Source organism: Phytobacter sp. MRY16-398, from assembly GCF_003925915.1.
In the GTDB taxonomy this organism is placed as follows: domain Bacteria; phylum Pseudomonadota; class Gammaproteobacteria; order Enterobacterales; family Enterobacteriaceae; genus Phytobacter; species Phytobacter diazotrophicus.
In genome coordinates this window covers 4,106,511-4,132,732 of sequence record NZ_AP018756.1, presented here as the reverse complement: position 1 = coordinate 4,132,732, position 26,222 = coordinate 4,106,511, and the positions used below count along the sequence as shown (strand labels likewise).

Here is a 26,222-nt window from a genome sequence, read left to right as displayed (position 1 = left end):
CTTATTCCTGTTTATCGGCGTGGATCAACATATACCCATAGCCGCGCACGGTACGGATACGCGATTTGCCGATTTTGTCACGCAGGTTATGGATATGCACTTCCAGCGTATTCGTCGCCGGTTCGTTGTCCCAGTTGTAAATGTCGTTATAAAGAATTTCACGGTGTACCGGCGTACCCACTTTCATCAGCAGGCGTGACAGCAACGCGTACTCTTTTGGCGTAAGCTCCAGTAACTCTTCGCTGAGCCATACCTGACGGCGGGTCAAATTCAGCCGCAAATTACCGTTTGTTAATTCGCTGTCTGCCTGATTATTGTGACGGCGCAGCAGGGCACGAATACGCGCGTTAAGCTCTTCAAGTGCGAAAGGCTTAACCAGATAATCATCCGCACCGGTGTCCAGCCCGGAAATACGATCGGAGAGTGTGTCCCTGGCGGTCAAAATTAATACCGGCAGCGTGAATTTCTCGCGGCGAACACGCTCCAGGAAATGGAGGCCATCTTCGTCCGGAAGGCCAAGGTCAAGCACCATCAGACTGTAGTGTCCGGTTGCCAGACTCAGGCCCGCTTCATGCGCGGTGGATACGCCATCGCAGGCGTATCCTTCACTTTGCATGGCCAGAATCAATCCCTGTAATAACAGCGCATCATCTTCAACAACCAGAATTTTCATTTCGGCTCTCCACGACAGGCAGTCAAAATATCATCTTGCGCACGGTATTCCTTCGTACTGACCCCTGTCATACCCAACATGGTCGAGAAGAGATTATCCTGCGAAAAGTTCTTTTGCTGTGCCTCTTTTTGCAGGCACTGATTATCTACGCCGTAACGCTTTTGATAATCCTCAGACAGCCAAATAAGCATCGGAATATGTTTTTGCGTTTCCGGGGCGATGGAATAAGGCAAACCGTGTAAATAGACACCGTCTTCACCCAGCGATTCACCATGGTCGGAAAGATAAACCAGGCTGGTGGTGAATTTATCCTGTTTCGATTGCAGTAATTTAATGGCTTTGTCGACAATATAATCAATATACAAAATGGTGTTGTCGTAAGTGTTCACCAGTTGTTCCTGCGTGCAGGTCTGAATCTGGCTGGTATCGCAGGTCGGGGTAAATTTACGAAATGCCGCCGGGTAGCGGTTATAGTAGGTTGGCCCGTGGCTACCAATGGTGTGCAATACAATGACGCCGTCATGTTGCAGATTATTGATATAGTCTTCGAGCTGATGAAATAACGCTTCATCCTGACATTCACCGTCAATACATAACCCCGGCAGATTCAGCGCAGTCACATCCTGATGAGGAACGCGATCGCAGGCGCCTTTGCAACCGCCGTCGTTTTCATTCCACAATACCTGAATACCCGCGCGCTGAATAATATCCAGCAACCCTTCCTGATGATGGGCCAGTTCTTCGTCGTAATTCTGGCGCGGCATATTAGAGAACATGCAGGGCACGGAAATGGCCGTTGCCGTCCCGCAGGAGGTGGTGTTCGGGAAATAGACCACATTATCCTGTTTTAAACGCGGGTTGGTATCATGAGCATATCCACCCAGAGAAAAGTTGGCGGCACGCGAGGTTTCACCCACGATCAAGATGGTCAGATTCTTACGCGGGCCGTTTTGCATCTGCGCACGTTGTTGCGCATCTTCACCGATACGCACCAGCGGCAAATTATCCATGCGATGATGGCTATACCAGGATAAACCGGCGGTGATGCTGTTTGACGGGCTGAGGGATTTAACCAGTTCTTTATTATTGCGAAACAGTGAGGCGTAATCTTTATAGAACAGCAGCGCGACGAAAACGATCAGTAATGCGGAAACCGCAATGCTCACGAGGCGGCTGATAATACTACGCCAGGCTGAGACCGGCGCTTTGATTTTAATCCACCAGGCGATAAGCACCATTAACGCGCCTGAGAGCAGCAGCACCACAACCATTCGTGGCGATAGCAGGGCGAAACTCTCTGCCGGGGTGGTATCGAGAATATTGGTCACCATTGAGCGGTCGATAATAATGCCAAAGCTCATGATGAAATATTGCGCCGCCGCGCTGACCAGGATAAAGAGGCTGATCGTCAGACGGTCCAGGCGTAAAAATGAAGTCAGAGTGAGCGCAATATTGATGACGCTAAAGGCCACGACGGGCATGGAGGCAAATACCAGCGCGTTATGCAATGAGTCTACTGGCAATAATCTAAATGCCTGGCGATAAAACGCGATGTTTAAAATCAGTGCGATATAAAGCGCGAACAAAATCAGAAAGCTCAGGCGGCTTAAGCTAGGCCGGCGAAGACGAAAAGTAGGCATGACAACGATCCTGACAAAGACAGGATGACTATTCTGGACAAGGATCTTTAAGACAACCTTAAGAAATTAAGGAAACGTGATGGCGCGAGCACAAATCGTGCTCGCTGCGCGATTAACCCAGCGCCTGAACCGCTTTTTCCAGCGCTTCACGCAACAAATGCCTGTCATGACGATAGGGGATATCGCTGGCCTCCAGAACCCCCTGAATAACAACCCGGTCGGAAACTGCAGAGACATCCACTTTCGGACCAACGATAACGGCATCAATGATCGGTTTACCCACATACTGCTCCATGATCGTCAGCTTATCTTTAAGCGTCAGGTTGGCGGCGGCCACGCTCAATTCTCTGCCGAGATTACCGATATAGACCACGGGCGCGGGGGTGCGGCGCAACGCCTGAGAAAGGTCTTCCAGCAGCAGTAAAGGCAGCAGGCTGGTATAAAAACTCCCCGGACCAATTAAAATCAGATCCGCCTCGGCAATCGCCTGAACGGCTTCCCGCGTGGCGTGTACTTTGGGAAACAGCATCAATTCCTGTACCGGGGATTCCAGCAGGTCGATATTCACTTCGCCATAGACCATATGGCCTTCGTTGTCTGTTGCCATTAAATCAACGGGTTGTTCAGACATCGGAATAAGAAACGCATCGACCTTGAGCAGGTTGCGAATAAGATTGATCGCCTCCAGAGGCCGCACGCTGAGGTGATCTAACGCCTTTAACATCAAGTTTCCGAGGTTATGGCCGGAAAGTTCGCCATTACCGCTAAAACGGTACTCAAACATCGCCGAAGCGACGCTGGGTTCGGTAATAAGCTGGTTTAAACAGTTGCGCATATCGCCCCAGGCGATCCCTCCCTCAGAGCGGCGAATCCGCCCGGTAGAACCGCCGTTATCGGTGGTCGTCACAATACCGGTGAGTCGTGAACCTAACGATGATAAAGCTGACATCACGCGGCCCAGCCCGTGCCCACCGCCAAGCGCAACGACGCGATCCAGATCCGCAAGAGTGCGATTACGCATAAACCTTCCTTATAAATGATTACCGCGCTACGTTAACCTAAATACCACCTAATGACGATGCCGCGCAGGGTGGAAAATGACGTATATCAAAGCAAAAAAGGGATTTTCACGTACTCTGTTATGAAATGCGCGATCATGTCGTTATATACATGTTTATATAGCGATAATGATGTTGGCGAAACAAAACGCTTCGCGCTACTATCGCCATAACGAATTTATCTCGTTACGCACAACATACACTCTAGCCTCTGTACCTACGTCTGACGATATGGTGCTTTGGCCGTGGCGATACCACCGGTATCAGCCGCCAGGGTGCAGGAAGAAATGACTGCATCTCCCGTATTTGGAAAGGTGTACATGGCCACACAACTGACTGACACGTTCGCGCGTAAGTTCTTTTACTTGCGTTTGTCGATCACTGATGTATGCAACTTCCGTTGCACTTACTGCCTGCCCAACGGCTACAAGCCAGGTGGCGTCACCAATAAAGGTTTTCTCAGCCTGGAGGAGATTCGTCGCGTTACGCGTGCGTTTTCTGCTATGGGGACAGAGAAAGTCCGTCTGACCGGTGGCGAACCTTCGCTGCGTCGCGACTTTACCGACATTATTGCTGCCGTGCGGGAAAACCACGCCATCCGCCAGATTGCCGTCACCACGAACGGCTATCGGCTGGCGCGCGATGTGGCGCACTGGCGTGATGCCGGGCTGACGGCGATTAACGTCAGCGTCGACAGTCTCGACGCGCGCCAGTTTTTCGCGATTACCGGTCAGGATAAGTTTAAGCAGGTGATGGACGGCATTGATGCTGCTTTTGCGGCAGGTTTTGAGAAGGTCAAAGTCAATACCGTGCTGATGCGCGACGTCAACCACCACCAGCTCGATACCTTTCTTTCCTGGATCAAACCTCGCCCCATTCAACTGCGTTTTATTGAACTGATGGAAACCGGCGAAGGCAGCGATCTCTTTCGAAAACACCATATCTCCGGCGATGTGCTGCGCGTAGAGCTGCTTAAACGCGGCTGGATCCAGAAGCTGCGCAGCCGCAGTGACGGTCCGGCACAGGTTTTCTGCCACCCGGACTATGCCGGAGAGATTGGTCTCATCATGCCCTATGAAAAAGACTTTTGCGCCAGTTGTAACCGGCTGCGGGTCTCTTCCGTCGGCAAGCTGCATTTATGCCTGTTTGGCGACGGGGGCATAGACCTGCGCGATCTGCTGCAGGATGACTATCAGCAGGCCGCGCTGGAAGCGCGCATTGCCGCGTCCCTTGCGCATAAAAAACAGACCCATTTTCTGCATCAGGGCAACACCGGCATTACGCAAAATCTGTCTTACATTGGCGGATAACGGCCGCAAGGAGAAAAAGCAATGAGTCAGGTTAGTACTGAATTTATTCCTACCCGTATCGCGATTCTTACGATTTCCAGTCGTCGTGGCGAAGAGGACGACACCTCAGGTCATTTCCTGCGCGACTCAGCGCTGGAGGCGGGGCATAAAGTGGTGGCGAAAGCCATTGTCAAAGAGAATCGCTATGCCATTCGGGCGCAGGTTTCAGTGTGGATTGCCAGCGATGACGTCCAGGTGGTGCTGATTAATGGCGGCACCGGTTTTACCGAGGGCGACCAGGCGCCGGAGGCCTTATTGCCGCTGTTTGACCGTGAAGTAGAAGGGTTTGGTGAGCTGTTCCGGATGCTCTCTTTCGAAGAGATAGGCACCTCTACGCTGCAATCACGTGCGCTTGCTGGTATCGCCAACAAGACGCTGATTTTCGCGATGCCGGGCTCCACCAAAGCCTGTCGCACCGCATGGGACAATATCATCGCGCCGCAACTCGATGCGCGCACGCGTCCGTGTAATTTTCACTCCCACATTAAGCCTTAATTTATGTCACAACTGACCCATATTAACGCCGACGGCGAAGCGCATATGGTGGATGTCTCCGCCAAAGCAGAAACCGTGCGGGAAGCGCGCGCCGAAGCGTTTGTCACCATGCAGCCACAAACGCTGGCGATGATTATTGACGGCAGCCATCACAAAGGTGATGTCTTTGCCACGGCGCGCATTGCGGGCATCCAGGCGGCAAAACGCACCTGGGATTTGATTCCGCTGTGTCACCCGCTGTTGCTTAGCAAAGTGGAAGTGCAATTACAGGCACAGCCGGAACATAACCGGGTTCGCATTGAGTCGCTATGCCGTCTGACGGGCAAAACGGGCGTGGAAATGGAAGCGCTGACGGCGGCGTCGGTAGCCGCATTGACGATTTACGATATGTGCAAAGCCGTGCAGAAGGATATGGTCATTGGCCCGGTACGTCTGCTGGCGAAAAGCGGCGGTAAGTCCGGTGATTTCAAGGTAGAAACAAATGATTAATGTACTTTTTTTCGCGCAGGTGCGCGAACTGACCGGGTGTGACCGGTTGACGCTGGACGAGATCTTTCCGTCTGTCGAAGCGTTACGCCAACACCTTGCCGCGCGTAACGATCGTTGGGCGCTGGCGCTGGAAGAGGGCAAACTGCTGGCGGCGGTAAACCAGACGCTGGTGAGCTTTGACACTCCCCTTACCGATGGCGACGAAGTGGCGTTTTTTCCGCCGGTGACCGGAGGCTGAGATGGCGCAGACACGTATCATGGTTGGCCACGCGCCGTTTAACGTCGGCGAAGAGTATCAGTGGCTGAATGCGCGGGATGAAGACGGCGCGGTAGTGACCTTTACCGGCAAAGTGCGTAACCATAACCTTGGCGATAATGTCAGCGCTCTGACGCTTGAACACTATCCGGGGATGACTGAAAAGACGCTGGCCGGGATTGTTGATGATGCGCGTGAGCGCTGGCCACTTGGTAACGTCACTGTGATTCATCGCGTGGGCGAACTCTGGCCTGGCGACGACATCGTCTTCGTCGGCGTGACCAGTGCACACCGCAGCAGCGCCTTTGAGGCAGGGCAGTTCATTATGGATTACCTTAAGACGCGTGCGCCGTTCTGGAAGCGCGAAGCCACGGCGCAGGGCGAGCGCTGGGTAGAGGCGCGCGATAGCGATAAACAGGCGGCGCAACGCTGGTAACGCTTTGTCGGGATTGTGTTAATCTTGAAGATGGGTATCCACTTTTTGAGGAGTCATTATGGACAGATTCCCGCGTTCCGATTCTATCGTTTCACCCGCCCGTGCCGGTTTGCAAACCTATATGGCGCAGGTCTATGGTTGGATGACCTGTGGGCTACTGCTGACGGCTTTTATCGCCTGGTATACGGTATTTAATGAAGCCGTATTAATGGCTATCTACTCCAGCCGGGTGGTCTTCTTCGGGCTGATTATTGCGCAACTGGCGCTGGTTTTTGTGCTCTCCGGCCTGATCCACAAACTCAGCGCGGGCATGGCGACCACGCTGTTTATGCTCTATTCCGCCCTGACCGGGCTGACGCTTTCGGGCATCCTGTATGCCTACACCGCGGAGTCTATTGCGGCGACCTTTGTCGTTACCGCCGGGATGTTCGGCGCGATGAGCCTCTACGGCTATACCACCAAACGCGACCTGAGCGGTCTTGGCAGTATGCTGTTTATGGGGCTAATCGGTATCCTTCTGGCTTCCCTGGTTAACTTCTGGCTGAAAAGTGAAACGCTGATGTGGGCGGTGACCTATATCGGGGTGGTTATTTTTGTCGGGCTGACCGCGTATGACACCCAGAAACTCAAAGACATTGGCACACAGCTTGATGTGAATGATAAAGCGCATCTGCGGAAATATTCGATTTTAGGGGCGTTAACGCTCTATCTCGACTTTATCAACCTGTTCCTGATGCTGTTGCGTATCTTCGGCAACCGTCGTTAATGTTATCCCGGCTTGGGGACGTCAGATAGCCAGTGAAAAGCATAAGCCGCACCCGGTTATGTCCGGGTGCGGCTTGTTCACCTCAGGGAGAAGAGATGAAACCTTTTGGTTGGCTTTCGCCGCCGCACATTAAACCCACGGAACTTATCGTTAATATCTGCCTGTGGCTGGCTGGGGGCATGGTGCTGGGTATCGGTGTTGCCTGGCTGGCGCTGCATCTTCCCGTTATTCGGGCGTGGTTTATTCCCGGCCCTGCCATCCTTGTGATGATTGCCGCCTTATTTATCAGCGGTCTTCTCCTTTACTGCCTCTTTGAGCGCTTTAGTACGCCGCTGGCGCTGTTCTGGCTCATCTTGATGAACCTGCTGACCGGGCTACTTTTCGCCTGCATCTTCTCTTGGGCGGGAATCGCCTTAGCGCTGGGCGTAACTGGCGCGATGTTCGCCATCAGCGCGGTTATCGCCCATTATGCGGGCAGCAATATCAGCGGCGGTGGCTATTATTTGTTGATGTTGCTGGTGGGACTTAGCCTGACGGCGCTGGTTAATATCAGGCTGCACAATGGCCCATTGGAGTGGATTGGCTGCCTGGTGATGGTATTGCTGTTTGGATTAACGACGGCGGGCAGCAGTTCACGGATTCAGATATCCGCCCGTGAACTCTATATGAAACAATTTACCACGGTACAGGCCTGCGCCATCCATGGCGCATTGCGGGTCTGGCTGAATATTGCCAGTCTCGTGTTTGAACTGCTACGTCTGGCAAGCTATGTGATTGATGGCATACGCTCCCGCTAATCAACCTTTTGCCATCGCCTTTTCATTTTTCGCACGCAGTTTCTTCGCCCGACCTTCCAGTATCAGATAGGCAATCAGCGCCAGCAGTAGCGGGATAAAATAATAGAGTACGCGGTAGGCCAGCAGGGCTGCGATGATAACCCCTTGTGACATATGTTCCCCGGCCAGCAGTGCCAGAAAGACGGCTTCCAGCACGCCAATCCCCGCCGGGATATGGACAATCACGCCGGCGATACTGCTGACCAGCAACACGCCCAGCACAAAGAAGAAGTTGGCCTGGTGCCCCATCAGTAGCCAGATAATCACCCCCATAGCTATCCAGTTGGCGCTGGAAATGGCCATCTGGGCAAGGGCAAATTTCCACGAGGGAATCACTAACTTCTGTCCTCTAATCGTGAAATGGCGACGTTTCGCAAAGCCGCAGGCCCACAGATAGAAGGCGATAAAGAGCAGCAACACCACGCCAATAATGCGCAGTGTGGTGTCGGAGATATACCAGTGCGCCGGGATATCCACCACGCCGAAGGTAAAGATGATGCCGCCGAGTAAAATATACCCCAGCCAGTTGGTGGTGATGCTGAGCGAGAAAATCCGCGTGATGGTGCTGCTGGGTAATCCAAGGCGGGAATAGAGACGATAACGCATGCCGATCCCGCCCACCCAGGTGCTGAGCGTCAGGTTAAAGGCATAGCAGATAAACGACACCAGCATTACCTGGCGTTTAGCCAGTTTATGTCCGCAATAGGCGCGACCCAGCAGGTCGTAGCAGCCATAAATCAAATAACTGACCACGACCAGCGCGGCGGCACCCAACAGCACGATGCGGTTATAGTCGTGAATAACCTTCCAGACATCATCCCAGTTGACCTTCTGGGCATACAGCACTAACAGGACGGCAACGGCGATAAAAAAGAGCCAGGTGAGAACTTTTTTTGCCAGTCGCCAGCGTGGATGTGATTTCGCCATCAGGATTTCCCTCCGGAATTTTCAGAAGCGACGCGATCCTGAGTCTCTATTTCCGGCTGGATGGGGGGCTTCACTTGGGCCAGCCTTGGCGTATGTGCGGGCAGCCAGCCAACGAGTGCAGGAAAATGGCGCAGGAAGTGGAACACCACCACGCTCTTGGCGAGATTCCACCAGGTCCGCTTGGGTGCCATCGATTCGTCCACTCGCAGGCAGTCTTTGGCGATAATCGCGTTGAGGTTGTCGCGCAACGTCTGGTTGAATTCCCGATCGTGAATGATCAGATTGGCTTCAAGATTTAGCGACAGACTTAACGGGTCAAGGTTGCTCGACCCGACGGTTGCCCAGTGATCGTCCATTAACGCCACCTTGCCATGCAGTGGGCGACGGCGATATTCGTAGACCTGAACGCCCCCTTTCAAAAGATAGTTATAGAGCAGCTCGGCGCCGACTTTGACGATTGGCATATCCGGCTCGCCTTGTACGATGAGCTTCACTCGTACGCCCCGGCGGGCCGCGTTTTTCATTGCATGCAGCAGGCGGTAGCCGGGAAAGAAATAGGCATTGGCGATAATCACTTCGCGCTTCGCATTGGCGAGCATTTTGAGGTAGTGGCGTTCAATGTCATCACGGTGATCGTCATTGTCGCGCCAGACAAACAGCGCCTGAGCTTCACCGGGCGTGCGGTTATCCTCCGCCTGGTGGCGACGTCGTTGCCACCAGCGTCTGACCGGCGCGTTTTCAGGCAGATTTTCCACTTCAAATTGCAAAATGTCGGCCACCACCGGGCCTTCAACCCGCACGGCATAGTCCTGCTTGGCTTCGGGGCCGTAGCTGGTGACATGTTCAGCGGAATAATTAATGCCGCCGACAAATGCCACCGTGTTATCGATCACCACGATTTTACGGTGCATGCGGCGAAAGACGTTGGTCCGCAAACCGAACAGACGTGGACGGGGATCGTAGTAGCGGAAGACGACGCCAGCAGAGGTGAGCGTATTGACGAATTCATCGCTGAGATCCGGCGAACCATAGCCGTCGAGCAACACTTCGATATTCACGCCGCGACGGGCCGCTTTGAGTAAAACAGCATGCAACTCACGTCCTACTTCATCTTCAAACCAGATAAAGGTTTCGAGGATAACTTTCTGCTGTGCCTGCTCAATAGCGGAATACACCGCCGGGTAAAAGTTTTCGCCATTTTCGAGAAGCTCAATACGATTACCCTCTTTCCATGTGCATTTCATAGGTGGATCTCCGCACTCAGAGGGGCATGGTCGGATAAATGGCGCCAGTTGCGCAGCGGCAGTGCTGTGGGCGAGCTGACGCCAGCATTTTTGACATAGATACGGTCCAGACGTAACAGCGGCAGGCTGACCGGAAAGGTGCGGGCAGGGCGGCCATGGGCGCGGGTAAAGATCTCTTCCAGCCCGGCCTGGACTTTTAACGGATGGTTCGCCCGCTGCCGCCAGTCGTTAAAGTCGCCAGCCACCACCACTGGTTCATTTTCCGGCAGCGAATTTACCCATTCCGCCAGCATCATGAGCTGTGCCTGGCGATGGGCTTCACGTAAGCCCAGATGCACACAAATCACATGCACCGGCCGCTCAATATCAGGCGGCACGATACGACAATAGAGCAGGCCGCGTTTTTCACTGCCGTCCACGGACACGTCGCGGTTCTCATAGTGTTCGATAGGAAAACGGGAAAGCACGGCGTTACCGTGGTGGCCTTCAGGGTAGACAGCATTACGCCCGTAGGCGTAATCGCTCCACATAGCATCAGCAAGAAATTCGTAGTGGGTGGTATCCGGCCAGTTCTCCACATGCAGCGGATGAACCTCATGCGCGCCCATCACTTCTTGCAGGCAAACAATATCGGCGCTGACGGTGCGCACCGCGTCGCGAAGTTCCGGCAAAATGAAACGCCGGTTAAAGGCAGTAAAGCCTTTATGGGTATTTATGGTGAGTACTTTCAATGAAAATTGACGAGTTTGTTGGGTCATAATTCTCCTGCCAGCCTCACTATCCTGATGAAAATAAATTGTAGTCTCTGTCACAAAAAGATGCGGGGTTACGGAATTTTCTGTAAATATCAGTACTCTTTGTTAAGAGAAAAATTCGTCAGGAGAGATGCCATGAAGTGGCAACAACGTGTTCGTGTCGCAACCGGTCTGAGTTGCTGGCAGATTATGTTGCATATGCTGGTTGTGGCGGTGTTAGTAACAGCCTGGATGAGCGGCGCGCTGGTGCGGGTCGGCCTGGGTCTGTGCGTCCTTTATAGCGTAACGGTGCTGTTGATGCTGTTTTTGCAGCGCCACCACGAAGAGCGCTGGCGCGGCATTGGCGATGTGCTGGAAGAGTTGACCACCACCTGGTATTTCGGTGTTGCCATGATCGTGCTGTGGCTGCTGTCACGCGTCATGCAAAACAACCTGCTGCTGGCCCTGGTCGGGCTGGTTATCCTCGCAGGCCCAGCGGTGGTCTCCCTGCTGGCAAAAGAGAAGCGTATCCCGTCCAAATCCTTCAAAGTTTAAGGTGCGAGCGGCGTAAGGTTACATCACCTTACGTCGGAACATCGCATAGGCCGCTGAACCCGTGGTGGCCGTTATCACCAGTAGCGGCCACACGCTTTGCCAGACAATCGCGAAGCTCGCATCCTTTAAATAGATCTGCTTGGTAATGTCCGTAAAATGGCGGATAGGGTTAATCCATGTCAGATCCTGCAGCCAGACCGGCATATTCTCGACCGGCGACACATATCCCGAAAGCAGAATAGCGGGCATCATAAAGACAAACACCCCAATAAACGCCTGCTGCTGTGTTGAGCACAGGGACGAGATCAGCAGGCCAAACCCTACCAGCGACAAGCCGTAAATCAGCATCGTGAAATAGAACAGCAGTAGCGATCCGGCAAAGGGGATGTTATAGGCAAGGATCCCGGCGAGCAGCACGATGGTAGCCTGGAACGTCGCCACCACCAGCGCAGGTACCGCTTTGCCGACAAAAATTTGCCAGGTCGCTAGCGGTGAGACCAGCAGTTGATCCAGCGTACCCTGTTCCCGTTCGCGAGCAACCGAGAGTGAGGTAACGATCATCACGCCAATGGTGGTGATCATGGCGATAAGCGATGGCACCACGAACCATTTGTAATCGAGGTTTGGGTTGTACCAGTTGCGGATCACCAGTTCGCTGTTGTTCGGTTTCGTTTTCCCCTCTATCAGCTCCTGTTGATACTCTTTAACGATCTCTTGCAGGTAATTGGCGGCAATCTGCGCGCTGTTAGAGTTTCGTCCGTCGAGAATTAGCTGTAGCGGTGCCTGGGTGAAGGTATCCAGCTTGCGGGAAAAATCAGCCGGAAAACGCACCAGCAGCAGCGCTTTTTGCTCGTCGATTGTCGGGAGAATCTCTTGCGGGCTTTTCAGCATCAGCACATGGGTGAAGGCTTTTGCCCTGGCAAAGCGCTGGGTCAGCTCTACCGCATGTTTGCCGTTATCTTCGTTATAGATGGCAATGGTGGCGTTAGTGACCTCCAGCGTCGCGGCAAACGGGAACAGCAACACCTGGATGACAACCGGCAGAATCAAAATGGCGCGGGTCTGCGGTTCGCGCAGCAGCGACTGCAACTCTTTGCGAATCAGTGTCCATAAGCGATGAAACATGGTGCCTCCCTAATCCAGCCGCCGTTTGGTTTTCACCCACGTCAGGCCAATAAACATGATTGCCGAAGCCAACAGAAACAGCACGTTGATGACCAGTACCACCGGGATATTGCCTGCCAGAAACAGGCTTTGCAGGGTACTGACGAAGTAGCGCGCCGGAATAATGTAGGTCACCGCCCGGATCACCGCAGGCATACTGTCAATCTGGAAGATAAACCCGGACAACATAATCGACGGCAAAAAGGCGGCGTTAAGCGCCACCTGCGCGGCATTGAACTGATTGCGCGTAATGGTCGAAATCAGTAACCCCATCCCCAAAGTGCTGAGCAGAAATAGGCTGGTGATGAAAAACAGGATCACCAGCGAACCGCGATACGGCACCCCGAGAATAAATACCGACACCAGCATACACAGCAACATGGCCAGCATTCCGAGGAAGTAGTAGGGGATAAGCTTGCAGAGCAGAAGTTCAGTACGGGTAACTTCGGTAGAGAGCAGCGCCTCCATGGTGCCACGCTCCCATTCGCGCGCCACCACCAGCGAGGTGAGGATCGCGCCGATCACTGTCATGATGATGGTGACCGCGCCGGGGATAATAAAATGCTGGCTGATGGCGGCGGGGTTAAACCAGTAGCGCATCTGCACGTCAATCAGCGGTTCGAAACTTTCGCCGCGATCGTCGGCCCGCTGTTGTTGCCAGACCTGCCAGATCCCCTGTACATAGCCCTGAACGAAGTTGGCGGTATTGGGTTCGCTGCCATCGGTGATCACTTGTAGCGGGGCATCTTCACCGGGGCGCGCCATCTGTTCGGCAAAATTCACCGGAATGACCACCAGCCCGCGAATGCGCCCGGCCTGCATCATCTGAATGAGTTGCTGGCGATTATCGCTGACCGTCGCGTCAAACCACGGAGAGCCGGTCATCGTATGGGTGAAGTCCAGCGCCTCTTCGCTGTGCTGCTCCAGTAAAATACCCACGCGCAGCTTGCTGGAGTCCAGGTTTATGCCGTAGCCGAAAATAAACAGCAGCATTAACGGGATCACCACCGCAATCAGCCAGCTACTGGGATCGCGCACAATCTGGCGCGTCTCTTTGACGCAGAGCGCGCGCACGCGACGCAGGGAGAGAGGGCTATGCATCGTGATGCTCCTTATCCCAGTTATGGATCAGCGTAATAAAGGCATGCTCCATCGTCGGGTCGGTGTGCTCTGCATCGGCCGTTTGCGCTTTCAGGGCATCCGGCGTGCCGCTGGCGATAAGTTTACCGCGATAGACCAGCCCGATGCGGTCGCAATATTCGGCTTCATCCATAAAGTGGGTGGTAACCATGACCGTGACCCCTTTCTCCACCATGCTGTTAATGTGCAGCCAGAACTCGCGGCGGGTCAGCGGGTCGACGCCGGATGTCGGCTCATCGAGGAACAGAATGTCCGGCTCATGCATCAGCGCGCAGGCCAGCGCCAGGCGTTGCTTAAAGCCCAGCGGCAGGGCGTCGGTTGCCTGATTGGCTATCGCCTTAAGGCCAAACGCGTCCACCATCCGTGTGATTTTATCCTGCTGCGCCCGTCCCCGCAGGCCGTAGACGCCGGAGAAAAAGCGCAGGTTTTGCGCCACCGTCAGGTTGCCGTAAAGGGAGAATTTTTGCGCCATATAGCCAAGATGCTGGCGTGCCTGGCCGGAGCTGGTTTTTAAATCCATATTCAGTACCAGCGCTTTGCCGGAGGTGGGGACCAGCAACCCGCACATCATCTTGAAGGTGGTGGATTTCCCCGCGCCATTCGGCCCGAGCAGGCCGAAAATCTCGCCGCGCTTGACGGCAAAATCGACGTGGTCGGTGGCGGCGAAATCGCCAAATTTTTTCTTCAGTTGCCGGGCTTGGATCACTGTCTCATCCGGCGTACCTTCCACGGTATGCAGAATGGCCCCCAGCGGCGACTGGGTGAACGCGGCACCGCCCAACAGGTCGATAAACGCGTCTTCAAAGCGCGGCGCGGTCTCTTCGATGTCTAACCGGGTCAGTGACGATGCGCTGCGCAGTGCGTCCACCGTTGAGTCTTTCGCCAGAATCACCCGCACCGAACGTCCCTGAATCATCCCGTCGCTGACCTGCGGCAGTTTCAGCAGGCGTTGCAATAACTGGCGGTTGTTTTCCTGCGGGCTGCTGGCGAGAAAACTGCGCCCGGCCATGGTTTGCGTCAGCGCGCGCGGTTCGCCCTGATAAAGCAATTCCCCTTCGTTCATCAGCAGCACATCGCGGCACTGCTCGGCCTCATCCAGATAAGAGGTGCTCCATAAAATCAGCATGCCGTCCCCGGCGAGGGTATGCACCATCTGCCACAGTTCACGGCGTGATATCGGGTCCACGCCGACACCGGGTTCGTCCAGCAACAGCACTTTCGGTTGCCCGACCAGGGTGCAGGCAAGCCCCAGTTTCTGTTTCATGCCGCCGGACAACTTGCCCGCCAGCCGCCCGGTAAAGGGGGCGAGGGCGGTGAATTCAAGCAGTCGGGCAAAGGTCTCCTGGCGCTGTTCCCCGGTGACGCTGCGCAGATCGGCGTACAGGTTGAGGTTTTCTATTACCGTGAGATCTTCATACAGGCCGAATTTTTGCGGCATGTAACCGAGCGAGGCATGCAGTTCGCTGTTGTTGGCGATGGGATCCAGGCCAATAACCTCCGCGCTGCCTTCATCGGGTTTCATCAGTCCGGCGAGCATGCGCATCAGCGTGGTTTTCCCCGCGCCATCCGGGCCAACCAGCCCCGTGACGTATCCGGCTTTCACGGTGCAGTCCAGACGGGCGACGGCGGGTTTCTCCATCCCGGCGAAGCGCTTGACCAGGCCGTTCAGACGGATGGTTGCCTCACTCATTCCGTGCTCCATTATCGAAGCTCACGGTAACCGGCATCCCCTGGCGCAGAGCGTCATCGGCGTCGGTGACGATAATGCGCAGCCGGTAGACTAAATCGGTACGCAAGTCCGGCGTTTCCACGGTTTTCGGGGTGAATTCAGCCGTCGGGGAAACAAAGCCAATTTTGCCGTGGTAAGGCTTATTGGGGCGGCCATCTACGTACAACAATACCGTCTGGCCGGGCTGGGCCTGATGTAAATTGGCTTCACTGATGTAGGCGCGAACCCAAACCGGGCGGGTCAGGGAGAGCGTCAGAACGGTACTCCCGGCATTTAACATACTACCCGGCTCCACGGCGCGGGTGAGCAGAGTGCCATTAGAAGGCGACACCAGTTGGGTATCCTGCAAATCCAGTTGTGATTGCGCCAGTTGCGCCTGTGCCTGCTCGAGGCTGGCTTTGGCCTGGGCTATCTCCTGCGGGCGATTACCAGTACGGTACTGGCTGAGTTTATCTTTTGCCGATTTCAGTGTGGCTTGCGCCTGGTCGCGGGAAGAACGCGCATTTTCCAGGTCGTTGGCGGAAATGGTCCGGCTTTTCCATAGCCCCTGCTGGCGCTGATAAAAGTTTTGCGCGTAATCGTAGGCCGCCTGCGCCTGATTGACCGCCGCCGCCGCCTGGGCAATCTCTTCATCGCGATAGCCCGCGGTGACCAGATCGTATTTTGCCTTCGCCGTCGAGACATTGGCTTGTGCCTGCATAAGGGCATTCTCGTAAGGGGCTTTGTCGATTTCGCCAAGCTTCTGCCCGGCGGTTATCGCATCCCCCTCATCCACCGCAAGTGAAGCGAGACGTCCGCCGACCCGGAAACTGAGGTTCACGGTGCGGATATCCACATTCCCGTAGAGCGTGAGGGTGGCTGCCTGTCGGCTTTGATACCACATCCAGCCCCCGCCAAGCGCGGCGAGTAAGATAACGACAATCAACACGATGACGACAGGCTTTTTCATAACCCGGAACTCCTTGTTAATCCCTGAAGGATAAGATCGATATGGCACGTGATGACCTGGCAAATCAGGTCGGCTTTCTCATCGTCGAATTGCGCCCATCCGGTGCGCAGTAAAATGGTTTCCCGACCCAGGCGGAAGGCGAGGATCTCGCCGATCAGCGCATGGGTGTGCAAAATGGTTTGCGTATCATTGGCTTCTCTGCCGGTGTAAGCCGCAATCAGCCGGGTAAGATGGCTGTGCAACGGGGCGATCACCTGGTCATGAACTAACTGGTAGGCGCGGGTAGGGGAGAGCTGTTCGCGCGAGATAAATTTACTCAGATTCAGCGTGTCATCGTGGGTGAGCAGCATAATCATGTTCTTGCAGGCCCGATGAATCAGTTCACGTATCGCCTCTTTATCGGGTTCCGCCTGGGTAAACAGGATTTCGGCGGCTTCGGCGTGGGGGCGAAAATTTGCGCCAATAAAATCGGCGATCCACTGGGCGCAGGCGAGATAGAGATCCTCTTTTGAACCGAAGTAGTAGGGGATCGCGGCAATATTCTGCCCGGCCAGCGCAGCGATATCGCGCGTGGTGGCATGCAACCCATATTCGCCGAACTGTGCGAGGGCAGCGGCAATCAACTGGTTTCTGGCCTGCTCACCTTTACTGGTCGTCGAGTTCATATTCATCGGTGGAATAAAGTTAATCAATCGATTGATTAACTTTATGGCTATTTTTTCACCGTGTCCAGTCGGGTGTTATCACTCTCTTACCGCTGAAAATAGCGTGCCGTTCCCCAGGCCCCGGGCCATACGGGTTGGGAAAATCGGAGAAATATTTCTTCAATGATTAGCAGAGCGATATTTTATGCGCTGTGTCACAAAAGCTGTTACACTCCGCCCCTTCATGACATTGTGGTTTTTGTCATCTGTCATATTATTATCTCCTCGAAAACTACACCTGTTATGGTCGGGGCGGTGCGGAGTTGTTATGTCTTTTGATTCCCTTGGCCTGAACCCGGAAATTCTGCGTGCTGTTGACGAGCAGGGCTACCGTGAGCCAACCCCTATTCAGCAACAGGCGATCCCAGCGGTGCTGGAAGGCCGCGACCTGATGGCTAGCGCCCAGACGGGTACTGGCAAAACCGCGGGCTTTACGCTGCCGCTGCTGCAACGTCTGGTACAAAAAGAGCCGCATGCGAAAGGCCGTCGCCCGGTGCGTGCGCTGATCCTGACGCCAACGCGCGAACTTGCCGCGCAAATCGGCGAAAACGTACGTGATTACAGCAAATATCTGAACCTGCGCTCGCTGGTGGTTTTCGGCGGCGTGAGCATTAACCCGCAAATGATGAAGCTGCGTAGCGGTGTCGATATCCTCGTCGCCACGCCGGGTCGTCTGCTGGATCTGGAACACCAGAACGCCGTCAAACTGGACAGCGTGGAGATCCTGGTGCTGGACGAAGCTGACCGTATGCTGGACATGGGCTTTATCCACGATATCCGCCGCGTGCTGGCTAAACTGCCTGCGCGTCGTCAGAATCTGCTGTTTTCCGCGACCTTCTCGGATGACATCAAAGGTCTGGCCGAAAAGCTGTTGCGCAACCCGCTGGAAATCGAAGTAGCGCGCCGCAACACCGCCTCTGAGCAGGTAACGCAGCACGTTCACATGGTCGACAAAAAACGTAAGCGCGAGCTGCTCTCCCAGATGATTGGCGAAGGCAACTGGCAGCAGGTGCTGGTCTTCACCCGCACCAAACACGGTGCCAACCATCTGGCTGAACAACTGAATAAAGACGGTATTCGCAGCGCGGCTATCCACGGTAACAAAAGTCAGGGCGCGCGTACCCGTGCGCTGGCAGACTTTAAATCGGGTGATATCCGCGTACTGGTTGCAACCGACATTGCGGCCCGTGGTCTGGATATCGAAGAGCTGCCGCACGTAGTGAACTACGAGCTGCCGAACGTGCCGGAAGATTATGTACACCGTATTGGCCGTACCGGTCGTGCTGCGGCAACCGGTGAAGCGCTGTCGCTGGTCTGCGTCGATGAACATAAACTGCTGCGTGACATCGAACGCCTGCTGAAAAAAGAGATCCCACGTATCGCTCTGCCGGGTTACGAGCCCGATCCGTCTATCAAGGCCGAGCCGATTGTGAATGGTCGTCAGAGCCAGGGCCGTGGTGGTCGTGGTCAGGGCGGTGGCGGTGGTCGCGGACAACAGCAGCCACGCCGTAACGACGGTGGCGCGCCGAAAGCGCCACGTACTCAGGAAGGAAGTAAACCGGCGGGTGAGAAACCGCGCCGTCGTCGCCCGCGTAAACCCGCGGCGAGCGCCTGACGCCTGATGTGATTAAGAAGCCCTGCCCGCGTGCAGGGCTTTTTGTTTTTGGGGTTGAGTAAGGGGCTGTATGTTCCCCCTCACCCCAGCCCTCTCCCTGGAGGGAGAGGGGGCCGATCGAGCTGAGTTCGGCTCTGTTTTTCTCCCTCTTCCTGGAGGGATGAGAGGGTCGGTCGAGCTGAATTCAGCTCTGTTTTTCTCCCTCTCCCTGGAGGGAGAGGGGGCCGATTGAGCAGAGTACGGCTCTGTTTTTCTCCCTCTTCCTGGAGGGATGAGAGGGTCGATCGAGCTGAATTCAGCTCTGTTTTTCTCCCTCTCCCTGGAGGGAGAGGGTAGGGGTGAGGGGGAAAAGGAAAAGCTTATACCGCCGTCGGCCTGAATTGTGCAATCCATGCCTGACGTTGTTCCCGCGCCCGCTGGGCCACGCGCGCCTGCGGATCAGAGTTAAAGCCGTGATACGCCCCAGGCCACACATTCATTTCTACCGCCACGCCTGCACGGATTAACGCCTGCGCAAAGCGAAGATTCTCATCAAGAAACAGATCCAGCGTGCCCACGCCGAGCCAGGTAGGTGGCAAATTAGTCAGGTCCGTTGCTCGTCCCGGCGCAGCATAAGCCGACACCCCCTCCGAGCCCGGCTCGCAGCCCAACAGCGATCGCCAGCCAAAACGGTTATATTCATGCGTCCAGACAAACTCACCGGTCACCGGATTCGGGTTTTCTTCCGTCACCGTACGATCATCGAGCATCGGAAACATCAGGTTCTGAAAGGCAATACGTGGGCCATTGCGATCGCGGGCCAGCAGCGCCAGCGAGGCCGCAAGTCCGGCCCCTGCGCTGTCGCCCATCAGCCCAATATGGTCAGAATGGATACCGAGTGCGGTGGCCTGCTCGTTCATCCACACCAGCGCGGCGTAACAATCCTCCAGCGATCCCGGAAAGACCGTTTCGGGTGCCAGACGATAATCGACAGAGACAATCACGCAGTCGTGTTGCAACGCGGTGGCGCTGGTCAGCGACAGTGACTGCTCCGGGCTACCGAAAAGATGACCGCCGCCGTGAATATGCAAAATGCCCATTCGGTTCTGCCCCGGCGTTGCGGGGGTAATGACACAGACTCTGACGGCAGGATGTGCGGGTGAGGAGATAAGATGTTCTTCCACCGATAACCCAATGTCCCGGAAACTTTGCACGTTAGCCAGCGCTGCCTGCTGGCGTTGTTGGCGAAGGGCAACGAGAGCGTCTTGTGTCAGGGAGAGGGGGCGGCTATCCGCCAGTGCCGGGCGTAATTCAGGATCGACCAAATTCCATGTGTTCATCATGTAGCCTTGTCTGTCTCGGTAATATTTGCAGAGCGGGAAATCTCCCGCTCCGTCATTACCTTACAGTGTTTCGCCGTTGCTGGCGATAACCTGCTTATACCAGTCAAAGCTGCGCTTTTTACTGCGTTTTAGCGTACCGTTGCCGTCGTTGTCCTTATCGACATAGATAAAACCGTAGCGTTTTTTCATCTCGCCGGTCCCGGCGCTGACGATATCAATCGGTCCCCACCAGGTGTAACCCATGATGTCGCAGCCATCGGCAATGGCCTCGCCCATTTCACGGATATGCTGGCGACCATAATCAATACGCGCGGTATCGTTGATGACACCGTTTTCATCTGGCTCATCCACCCCGCCATAGCCGTTTTCGACGACAAACAGCGGCTTACGATAGCGGTCCGCCAGTTCATTGCAGACGATACGGAAACCTTTGGCGTCAATTGGCCAGCCCCAGGCGGTTTTTTCGAGATACGGATTGTCCTGACCGACAGTACCGCCGGTGTCGACGCGAAACTCACCGCCTGCCTGATGCAGCACGCTGCGATAATAACTAAAGCCCAGGTAATCGGACGGGTAACGGGCGATAAGGTCGAGATCGCCATCCTCCATGACCAGCTCAATGTTCTGCTCGCGAAACAGGCGTGGTGTCCAGGCCGGATATTCACCCAGCATCATCACATCAGAGTAGAAGAGTGAACGGCGGCGCAACTGCATGGTCGAGAAAATATCTTCCGGGTTGCAGGTGGCCGGGTAGACCGTGCTCAGCGACAGCATGCAACCTATCTTCGCGTCCGGGATAATCTCATGACACAGCTTGTTGGCCAGCGCGTTGGCGACAAACTGATGATGGTTTGCCTGATATAGCTCCTGCGCCGTGGAGTTGGGGTCAACCGCTCCTGTCGCAAAGGGCATCCGGTTCATATTGTTCAGTTCGTTAAAGGTCATCCAGTATTTGACCTTCTCGCGATAACGCCTGAACACCACCTCACAGTAGCGGGTGAAGAAATTCACCAGTTTGCGGTTCTTCCAGCCGCCATACTCCTGATACAGCGCCAGCGGTGTTTCGTAGTGGGAGAGCGTAATCACCGGCTGAATACCGTATTTCAGCAGCTCATCAAACAGGTCATCATAAAATTTCAGCCCGGCCTCGTTAGGCGAGGTTTCATCGCCACGCGGGAAGATGCGCGTCCAGGCGATAGAGGTGCGAAAACAGGTAAAGCCCATCTCAGCGAACAGCGCCACGTCTTCTTTGTAATGGTGATAGAAGTCGATGGCTTCATGGCTGGCGTAGTATTTATGCGGGTCGATAACCGCATCGTGTTTGCCGGAGGCGATACCGCCGCGTACCACATCGGAGATAGACGGCCCTTTGCCGTCCACATTCCATGCCCCTTCTGCCTGGTTGGCGGCAATGGCACCGCCCCATAAAAAATCGTTCGGGAAAACAGACATATCCACTCCTTAATCCGCCAAATCTTCGCCATTGGAGGCGATCACTTTTTTGTACCAGTGGTAGCTCTTTTTCAGGGAACGCTTCTGGGTGCCGTTACCCATGTCATCCTGATCGACATAGATAAACCCGTAGCGTTTGGAAATTTGCGCGGTGCCCGCGCTCACCACGTCGATTGGCCCCCACCAGGTATAACCAAACAGATCCACGCCATCGGCCAGCGCCTCGCGCATCTGTTCGATATGCAGACGCAGATACTCAATGCGGTAATCGTCGTCGATAGAGCCGTCCGGATTCACCGTGTCCACTGCGCCAAGGCCGTTTTCGGCAATAAACAGCGGCTTCTGATAGCGGTCATATAACTGATTTAGCGCCAGGCGCAGCCCTTTCGGATCAATCTGCCAGCCCCACTGGCTGGTGGGCAGATGCGGGTTACGAACACCGCCGGTGATCAGGTTGCCCTCGGCCCCTTCCAGTTTTTCCGGGTGGGCGCTGACGGTGCTGGACATGTAATAACTGAACGAGACGAAATCCACCGGGTGCTGACGCAGGATCTCATCGTCACCCACCACTTTTTGCAGCGTGACGCCTTTCTCTGCCAGCATACGGTCGGTATAAGCCGGGTAGTAACCGTGCGCCTGCACATCGCTAAAGAACAGCGACACGCGCTGCATCTCTTCGCAGGCCTGCAAATCGTCCGGGTGACAGGTGTGGGGGTAGAGCATCTGGTAGCTGATCATGCAGCCGACTTTCGAGTCGGGAATGATCGCATGGCAGGCTTTAGTCGCCAGGGCGCTGGCGACGAACTGGTGATGCGCCCCCTGGTATTTATCCTGCTCCAGGTGCGGGTTATCCTCTTCAATCACCCCGACGCTGACGTACGGGTGGTGCTTCACGCAGTTAATCTCATTGAAGGTCATCCAGTACTTCACTTTTTTGCGATACCGGGTAAAGCAGGTCGTGGCGAAACGCACATAGAAATCCACTAACTGACGGTTCGGCCAGCCGCCGTAATCGGTCACCAGCGCCAGCGGCATTTCGTAATGGGAGAGGGAAACAATCGGTTCGATACCGTGAGAGTGCAGGGTGTCAAACACCTCGTCGTAGAACTTAAGCCCGGCTTCGTTAGGCTCGCTTTCGTCACCACGCGGGAAGAGACGCGTCCAGGCAATCGACATGCGGAAGCATTTAAAGCCCATCCCGGCGAAGAGAGCGATATCCTCTTTGAAGTGGTGGTAAAAGTCATTGCCCTTGCGCTTCGGGTAATATTTGGTGCTGTTCGGATCCTGCGCTTCACGCACCTGCGCGTGGGTCATTCCCAGCCATTGATCGAGCCAGCGCTCTTTGGGCGTATTGATGTCAAAGGTATAGACATCGGACACGGACAGCCCCTTGCCGTCGACGTTCCACGCCCCTTCGAGCTGGTTTGCCGCCGTCGCGCCACCCCACAAAAACCCTTCCGGAAATGATTTAGAAAATGTCATGCGCTTGCTCCTCATGCCGCTGATGCGGTCAGTGTCAGAAATTCGTCGCGGCTGGCAACATCGCCGTTCGCTTTAACCGGGCTGATATCGCCGTAGCATTCGCTGTTGGTCACCACCAGGATGACGCTCGGATCAATGCCTTCGGCCCGTAAGGCGTCAAGATCAAAGGTGACCAGCAGGTCGCCCACTTCGATAAACTGTCCGGCCTCGATATGGCTGGTGAAGTGCCTGCCGCCGAGTTTGACGGTGTCGATACCGATATGAATCAGGATTTCCGCCCCGGTATCGCTTTGCAGCGCCAGCGCGTGGTGAGTTTCAAAGACCGATGCCACCTTGCCGTTAACAGGGGAACGTAACTCACCGGTGGTGGGATAAATTGCCAGTCCTTTGCCGAAAATCTCGTCGGCAAAGACCGGGTCGCTCAGGGTGTTAAGCGCTTTCAGCTCACCGCTTACTGGCGCAAACAGCTTCTCTTCTGAGCGGGCGATGGGCATCGGGCTTACGCCTGCGACCACCGGCTGTGCTGCCTCTTCAAACCCCAGAATCACCGTGAGGGTGGCGGCACAGACAAAGGAGATGGCGATACTGACCAGCGCCCACAAAAAGGTTGGGCCCACCAGCGCCGGAAGACCAGGCAGGCCGCTTAAAGCGAAGGCGTAGGTTTTCACTCCCATCGCCATGGCGAAGGCACCGCCGCAAGCCCCGCCTGCTAACGCTGCGGCAAAAGGCCGTTTGTAGCGGATGTTGACCCCGTACATCGCCGGTTCGGTAATCCCCATCATGGCGCTAAAGCTGGTGGTCAACGCCAGTGATTTGAGCTTTTTATCACGAGCACGCAAAAAGACGCCGAAGGCGGCACCGGCCTGCCCGAGGTTGGCAATGTAAAAGAGGATCTTGATAGGGTCGAAGCCCATGGTACTGATGTTATTGATCATGATCGGCACGATCACATAGTGCATGCCGGTAATGATGATCAGCGACAGCGTGCCGCCGACCACGACGCCTGCCACGATCCCCATATTCTCCACCAGCCAGATAATGCCGCCAGAGAGGGCATTGCCGGTATAAATCCCCACCGGGCCGATGGCGATAAGGGTAATGGGTGTGACAATCAACAGGCACAGCAACGGCACAAACATGGTTTTCAGCGGGCCGGGCATAAAGCGGTCAATGAGGCGCTCAACACGACTAAGCAACCACACGGCAAGCAGAATCGGGATCACCGTTGAGGCGTAATTCACGGTGGGAACCGGTAAGCCGATAAAATTCACCGGCGCGCCTGCTTTAAACAATGTCTGGATAGCCGGATGAAAGAGAACGGCGGCAAGTGCGACCGCAACGTAGGGGTTAGCACCGAATTTCTTCGCTGCGCTAAAGGAGAGCGCTAACGGCATGAAGTAAAAAACGCCGTCACTGATTGCCAGCAGGATTTGATAGGTCTGGTTAGTGGTTTCCACCCATTGCATGGCCACCATCAACGCCAGCATACCTTTCAGAATACCGGCCCCGGCAATGGCCGGAATAATCGGCGAAAAAATACTCGACAGGCCTTCCAGTACCACCGAAACCGGGTTACGCCGTTTGGTGGGGCGAGCGGCATTGTCGAGATCGGGGAGCACTGCGAGTAGGGCTTTGCACAAGGGTTCGACGTCGTTACCAATAATAAGCTGGAACTGGTCGCCGGAAATATTCACACCCATGACGCCATCAAGAGCTTCGAGGGCGGCGCGGTCAGCCTTGTCGTTATCCTTAAGCAGAAAACGCAGGCGGGTAATGCAGTGAAACAGTGAGAGTACGTTCTCTTTGCCGCCAATCCTGTCGATGATTTGGCGAGCCGTGTCCTGATAATTCATAAAAATTCCTCCAGACTGAAGTCAAAAACCGACTTCATCCACAATGACCAGCGTTTGCCGGGACCTTGTTTCCTCTGGGGTTTGCCTGAACTACCCGTCTATTTAGGGGATGAACAGTAACAAGCCTGGATGGAATAACGATATGTTTCAGACTTCCTGACGCGTTAAACTTTCCCTGCGTCGGGCACCGTCCGCTGCACAATATTCTCGATGTGCACCGCAAGGTAGAGCTTTTCCGAGTTGCTCATGGGGTGGTGATAATTCTTGCTGACGAACTCATTCATTGCTTCGACACATTTCAGCGTAGTTTGATAACGGCGCTGGACCAGTTCGAAGAACTCTTCGTCGTCATTATTTAACACCACCCCATCAATCACCCGTTGGGCAAAGAACTTTAGATGAGTAATAAATCGCTGGTAATTCAGACTATGCTCATCAAGCGGGATATTAAAAAAATACTTCACAATGTTTTGTAACTGATATATAAGCCGTGTAATTTGTGCGGTTTTTCCCATGGTGTCATTGAGCCCGGCATTCACAATATGCAGAGCGATACTACACGCCTCGCTGTCGGGTAATAATGTTCCGGTGCGGGCGACAACCATCCCCAGCGCCTGGCGACCGATGGCGTATTCCGCAGTGTAGAAATGGCGAACTTCCCACTCCAGCGGATTGGGTAAAACTTCATTGTTTTGTTGGCGTTGCAACGCAAAATGCAGGTGGTCTGCGAGGGTCACATAGAGCCCATCGCTGAGCTTGTGCGTCAGTACGCTGCGGGCGTGAGTGATGATATCGGCGGTTAACTGCAAAATATCCACCGGCACTTCGCTGACCAGGTCTTTAAAACGAGCAGAAATTTGCGAATCTTCCAGACGGAATATTTTATCGATGGCGTCACGGTCGATGCTGGCACCGTTGTGGGTATTAAACCCCAGCCCCCGGCCGGTTAAAATAACCTCCAGACCATCCTCATCCACTGCGCTGACAACATTATTATTTAATATTTGTTTGACCAGCATCGCCAACTCCTGAAAACAAAAACGGGCAAGACATAAATACAGATATGGGCGGATTGGCCCCTCAGTCTGCATTTAGGTTTTGCCCGATAGTCGGTAACAAGCGTAATGCAGTTAAAACCTAGCACCGCGAAAAAAATTATTCAATGTGACAAAAGGCGTTGCGTAAATTCGTATGCCAAATTGTGATCCGGTCTGCGAAAACGGGCGCGGCGACGGAAAATGTCTGTCAGGTCTCAACCCGGAACCCTTAGCCGGCTCAACCAGGTGATTGCGAAGAACGGTTTTATCCGGGGGAGGCCGGGTAGCGGTTTGCCGAGAGTCATTTTTGCGAGCGG

General features: G+C 54.7%; 25 protein-coding genes and 1 riboswitch. Of the genes, 9 read left to right on the top strand and 16 right to left on the bottom strand.

Going from position 1 to position 26,222, the window contains the following annotated elements; translation table 11 throughout:
- Position 1 precedes the first annotated feature (1 nt).
- The 3 genes from pmrA to yvcK all read right to left on the bottom strand — a co-directional run bounded on the left by pmrA (position 2) and on the right by yvcK (position 3,334).
- A complete protein-coding gene (gene pmrA, locus MRY16398_RS20310) occupies positions 2-673 on the bottom strand; it encodes a two-component system response regulator PmrA (RefSeq protein WP_039077237.1) in 672 nt (223 codons plus the stop codon).
- On the bottom strand, positions 670-2,313 hold the full coding sequence (eptA, locus tag MRY16398_RS20305; RefSeq protein ID WP_039077236.1) for a phosphoethanolamine transferase EptA: 1,644 nt from the start codon (positions 2,311-2,313) through the stop codon (positions 670-672). The genes pmrA and eptA overlap by 4 nt, the downstream gene beginning before the upstream one ends.
- Positions 2,314-2,425: 112 nt before the next feature.
- A complete protein-coding gene (gene yvcK, locus MRY16398_RS20300; RefSeq protein WP_079498591.1) occupies positions 2,426-3,334 on the bottom strand; it encodes a uridine diphosphate-N-acetylglucosamine-binding protein YvcK in 909 nt (302 codons plus the stop codon).
- A gap of 225 nt (positions 3,335-3,559) precedes the next feature.
- Positions 3,560-3,704, top strand: a riboswitch (molybdenum cofactor riboswitch).
- On the opposite strand from yvcK, the gene moaA reads away from it, so the two are divergent.
- From moaA to MRY16398_RS20265, 7 genes are all read left to right on the top strand, one after another.
- Positions 3,692-4,681 carry a GTP 3',8-cyclase MoaA gene (gene moaA, locus MRY16398_RS20295; RefSeq protein WP_071195593.1) on the top strand — a complete coding sequence of 330 codons (990 nt, stop codon included), beginning with the start codon at positions 3,692-3,694 and terminating at the stop codon, positions 4,679-4,681. Its footprint overlaps the riboswitch before it by 13 nt.
- 21 nt (positions 4,682-4,702) lie before the next feature.
- Positions 4,703-5,215, top strand: coding sequence for a molybdenum cofactor biosynthesis protein B (gene moaB, locus MRY16398_RS20290; RefSeq protein ID WP_071195594.1), 513 nt, complete (start codon positions 4,703-4,705; stop codon positions 5,213-5,215).
- 3 nt (positions 5,216-5,218) lie between these two features.
- A complete protein-coding gene (moaC, locus tag MRY16398_RS20285; RefSeq protein WP_071195595.1) occupies positions 5,219-5,704 on the top strand; it encodes a cyclic pyranopterin monophosphate synthase MoaC in 486 nt (161 codons plus the stop codon).
- The gene (gene moaD, locus MRY16398_RS20280; protein WP_071195596.1) at positions 5,697-5,942 is read left to right on the top strand and encodes a molybdopterin synthase sulfur carrier subunit; all 246 of its coding nucleotides are present in this window, start codon (positions 5,697-5,699) and stop codon (positions 5,940-5,942) included. The genes moaC and moaD overlap by 8 nt, the downstream gene beginning before the upstream one ends.
- A gap of 1 nt (position 5,943) precedes the next feature.
- Positions 5,944-6,396, top strand: a complete 453-nt coding sequence (gene moaE / locus MRY16398_RS20275; protein ID WP_071195597.1) for a molybdopterin synthase catalytic subunit MoaE — start codon at positions 5,944-5,946, stop codon at positions 6,394-6,396.
- 58 nt (positions 6,397-6,454) lie between these two features.
- A complete protein-coding gene (locus MRY16398_RS20270) occupies positions 6,455-7,162 on the top strand; it encodes a Bax inhibitor-1/YccA family protein (RefSeq protein WP_039077229.1) in 708 nt (235 codons plus the stop codon).
- A gap of 95 nt (positions 7,163-7,257) precedes the next feature.
- Positions 7,258-7,959, top strand: coding sequence for a Bax inhibitor-1/YccA family protein (locus MRY16398_RS20265; RefSeq protein ID WP_125125081.1), 702 nt, complete (start codon positions 7,258-7,260; stop codon positions 7,957-7,959).
- Here the strand turns inward: MRY16398_RS20265 and MRY16398_RS20260 are convergent, their stop codons facing one another.
- The 3 genes from MRY16398_RS20260 to MRY16398_RS20250 are packed head-to-tail and all read right to left on the bottom strand — an operon-like array spanning position 7,960 to position 10,927.
- On the bottom strand, positions 7,960-8,925 hold the full coding sequence (locus MRY16398_RS20260; protein ID WP_039077227.1) for a lysylphosphatidylglycerol synthase domain-containing protein: 966 nt from the start codon (positions 8,923-8,925) through the stop codon (positions 7,960-7,962). It lies immediately after the preceding gene.
- Positions 8,925-10,169, bottom strand: a complete 1,245-nt coding sequence (gene clsB / locus MRY16398_RS20255) for a cardiolipin synthase ClsB (RefSeq protein WP_071195600.1) — start codon at positions 10,167-10,169, stop codon at positions 8,925-8,927. The genes MRY16398_RS20260 and clsB overlap by 1 nt, the downstream gene beginning before the upstream one ends.
- Positions 10,166-10,927, bottom strand: a complete 762-nt coding sequence (locus MRY16398_RS20250) for an endonuclease/exonuclease/phosphatase family protein (protein WP_125125080.1) — start codon at positions 10,925-10,927, stop codon at positions 10,166-10,168. Before MRY16398_RS20250 ends, clsB begins: the two co-directional genes overlap by 4 nt.
- Positions 10,928-11,059: 132 nt before the next feature.
- On the opposite strand from MRY16398_RS20250, the gene MRY16398_RS20245 reads away from it, so the two are divergent.
- Positions 11,060-11,458 carry a YbhQ family protein gene (locus tag MRY16398_RS20245; protein ID WP_039077224.1) on the top strand — a complete coding sequence of 133 codons (399 nt, stop codon included), beginning with the start codon at positions 11,060-11,062 and terminating at the stop codon, positions 11,456-11,458.
- Positions 11,459-11,476: 18 nt separating this feature from the next.
- Here MRY16398_RS20245 and MRY16398_RS20240 read toward each other — a convergent pair whose 3' ends face one another.
- From MRY16398_RS20240 to cecR, 5 genes are read right to left on the bottom strand one after another with little or no spacing between them, the layout of a single operon-like run.
- Positions 11,477-12,583, bottom strand: a complete 1,107-nt coding sequence (locus MRY16398_RS20240) for an ABC transporter permease (protein ID WP_125125079.1) — start codon at positions 12,581-12,583, stop codon at positions 11,477-11,479.
- 9 nt (positions 12,584-12,592) lie between these two features.
- The gene (locus tag MRY16398_RS20235; protein WP_125125078.1) at positions 12,593-13,723 is read right to left on the bottom strand and encodes an ABC transporter permease; all 1,131 of its coding nucleotides are present in this window, start codon (positions 13,721-13,723) and stop codon (positions 12,593-12,595) included.
- Positions 13,716-15,452 (bottom strand): ATP-binding cassette domain-containing protein, encoded by a 1,737-nt coding sequence (locus tag MRY16398_RS20230; RefSeq protein ID WP_125125077.1) that lies wholly within the window; start codon positions 15,450-15,452, stop codon positions 13,716-13,718. Before MRY16398_RS20230 ends, MRY16398_RS20235 begins: the two co-directional genes overlap by 8 nt.
- On the bottom strand, positions 15,445-16,440 hold the full coding sequence (gene hlyD / locus MRY16398_RS20225; protein ID WP_125125076.1) for a secretion protein HlyD: 996 nt from the start codon (positions 16,438-16,440) through the stop codon (positions 15,445-15,447). The genes MRY16398_RS20230 and hlyD overlap by 8 nt, the downstream gene beginning before the upstream one ends.
- Positions 16,437-17,111, bottom strand: coding sequence for a transcriptional regulator CecR (cecR, locus tag MRY16398_RS20220; RefSeq protein ID WP_039077219.1), 675 nt, complete (start codon positions 17,109-17,111; stop codon positions 16,437-16,439). Before cecR ends, hlyD begins: the two co-directional genes overlap by 4 nt.
- 301 nt (positions 17,112-17,412) lie before the next feature.
- Here cecR and rhlE point away from each other — a divergent pair, with 301 nt between their 5' ends.
- A complete protein-coding gene (gene rhlE / locus MRY16398_RS20215; protein WP_125125075.1) occupies positions 17,413-18,759 on the top strand; it encodes an ATP-dependent RNA helicase RhlE in 1,347 nt (448 codons plus the stop codon).
- Between the two features lie 359 nt (positions 18,760-19,118).
- Here the strand turns inward: rhlE and MRY16398_RS20210 are convergent, their stop codons facing one another.
- The 5 genes from MRY16398_RS20210 to licT form a co-directional block, all read right to left on the bottom strand.
- Positions 19,119-20,078, bottom strand: coding sequence for an alpha/beta hydrolase (locus tag MRY16398_RS20210; protein ID WP_125125710.1), 960 nt, complete (start codon positions 20,076-20,078; stop codon positions 19,119-19,121).
- A 63-nt stretch (positions 20,079-20,141) separates the two neighbouring features.
- Positions 20,142-21,533 carry a glycoside hydrolase family 1 protein gene (locus MRY16398_RS20205; protein ID WP_039077216.1) on the bottom strand — a complete coding sequence of 464 codons (1,392 nt, stop codon included), beginning with the start codon at positions 21,531-21,533 and terminating at the stop codon, positions 20,142-20,144.
- Between the two features lie 9 nt (positions 21,534-21,542).
- Entirely contained in the window at positions 21,543-23,015 is a 1,473-nt protein-coding gene (locus MRY16398_RS20200) for a glycoside hydrolase family 1 protein (protein ID WP_039077215.1), read from the bottom strand.
- 11 nt (positions 23,016-23,026) lie between these two features.
- Entirely contained in the window at positions 23,027-24,868 is a 1,842-nt protein-coding gene (locus MRY16398_RS20195) for a beta-glucoside-specific PTS transporter subunit IIABC (RefSeq protein ID WP_039077214.1), read from the bottom strand.
- A gap of 164 nt (positions 24,869-25,032) precedes the next feature.
- On the bottom strand, positions 25,033-25,887 hold the full coding sequence (gene licT, locus MRY16398_RS20190) for a BglG family transcription antiterminator LicT (RefSeq protein WP_039077213.1): 855 nt from the start codon (positions 25,885-25,887) through the stop codon (positions 25,033-25,035).
- Positions 25,888-26,222 lie beyond the last annotated feature (335 nt).